The sequence below is a fragment of the Catellatospora sp. NPDC049609 genome, from assembly GCF_040675365.1.
GTDB lineage: Bacteria > Actinomycetota > Actinomycetes > Mycobacteriales > Micromonosporaceae > Catellatospora.
This window is the reverse complement of the sequence record NZ_JBFAOU010000446.1, coordinates 1-1,649: the sequence shown is the minus strand read 5'-3', so window position 1 is coordinate 1,649 and position 1,649 is coordinate 1. Positions and strand designations below refer to the sequence as shown.

The following is a 1,649-nucleotide window of genomic DNA, read 5'->3' as shown; positions in this document are numbered from 1 at the left end:
CGCGGAAAGTGCCTCTCCTACAACGGTTGTGGACCCTCGACAAGTCCTATCGTTCCAGATCGGAGGCACTTTCGCTTTCATGATCGGCTATGCGGCCCGACGCTCATGAAAGAGCGAGGCTAGGGTGGCCAGTGTCAGGCTGGCGTGGTCACCGCTTCAGGTGATAGATCGACACTGGTCGTGGAGTGACTCGTAAGGTGGCTGCCGCTTTCGAGCTGGCTTTCTCGTGAATCGTCCACCACGACCGGGGTCGGTCCGGCTGGCGTGACTTGATAGGAGAACGAGGCAACGTCCTCCCGACTGAGGATTGTCCGCCGACCGGACCTTCATCCGCCATCCGGTGAAGGAGACGTCGTCCATGCTCGTAGTCGGGATCGATCCACACAAGCACAGCCACACCGCCGTCGCGGTCGATCACAACGGTCGATCGCTGGCGCAGATCACCGTCGGCAACACGGTGCCGGAACTGATCCGGTTGCTGGACTGGGGGCGCCAGCTCGGTGATTCGCCGCGCTGGGCGGTCGAGGACTGCCGGCATGTCGCCGGCGCGCTGTTGCGGGCGTTGATCGCCGCGGGTCAGGCGGTGGTCCTGATACCGCCGAAGCTGATGGCCCAGTCACGGGCATCCGGGCGCAGTCCAGGCAAGTCCGACCCGATCGACGCCCTGGCCGTCGCCCGCGCGGCCTTGCGCGAACCCCGCCTGCCCGAAGCGCACCTGGATCCTGACGCGTTGACCATCAAGCTCCTTCTCGACCATCGCGAAAGCCTCGTCGCCGAGCGGACCAGAACCCTCAACCGCCTGCATTGGCATCTGCATGACCTGGGCATCGATTATCCGGCCCGTCAGGTCGCCAGCCGACTGATCGCGCTGGTCCGCCTGCGCGACCAAGTCGTTCAACGGCCACCCGGCATCCGCACCGAGATCGCACTGGAACTCATCGACCGCGCCGCCGAGTTGACGCGACGCGCCAACGAACTCGAACGCCGCATCACCAACCGGATCGAGCAACTGGCACCGGAACTGCTCCAGCTACCCGGCTGTGCCGGCTTGACCGCCGCGAAGATCATCGCCGAAACCGCCGGAGTCACCCGGTTCCGGTCATCCGCAGCATTCGCTATGCACGCAGGCACCGCCCCAATCCCGGTCTGGACCGGCAACCGCACCAGAGTCCGCCTCAACCGCGGCGGCAACCGTCAGCTCAACACCGCCCTGCACCGCATCGCCGTCACCCAGGTACGCATGCATCCGCCAGCGAAAACCCTCATAGAACGACGCATCCAGCAAGGCAACTCCAAGACCGAAGCCCTCCGCGTCCTCCGCAGGCATCTCGCCGACATCGTCTACCACCACCTACGCCACGCAGCACAACCCGCACCCTGCAGACGACTTGACATAGGAGATTCACGAGGTCTCCGGTATTTCAGGTTCTGCTTGGTCGCTGAACCCTTTACCAGAGACCTCACTCCAAGTCGATCATCGACACCTAACGACTTCGACACACGCTCTAGCCGTACTCAGGGTCATCGCCGTACATCGACCCAGGGTATGAAGTTTGAGCTTGACCCGCTTCCCCGGACGATTCGGGTGTGGTGATCACGCGGCGAGGGCGTGATCGGTCTGGTGTCGTTCGTACTCGATCGGGGACAGG

1 protein-coding gene is annotated in these 1,649 nt (G+C 63.7%); it reads left to right on the top strand.

Going from position 1 to position 1,649, the window contains the following annotated elements:
* The first annotated feature begins 358 nt into the window (after positions 1–358).
* Positions 359–1,594, top strand: a complete 1,236-nt coding sequence (locus AB0J67_RS41020; protein WP_363491218.1) for an IS110 family transposase — start codon at positions 359–361, stop codon at positions 1,592–1,594.
* Positions 1,595–1,649 lie beyond the last annotated feature (55 nt).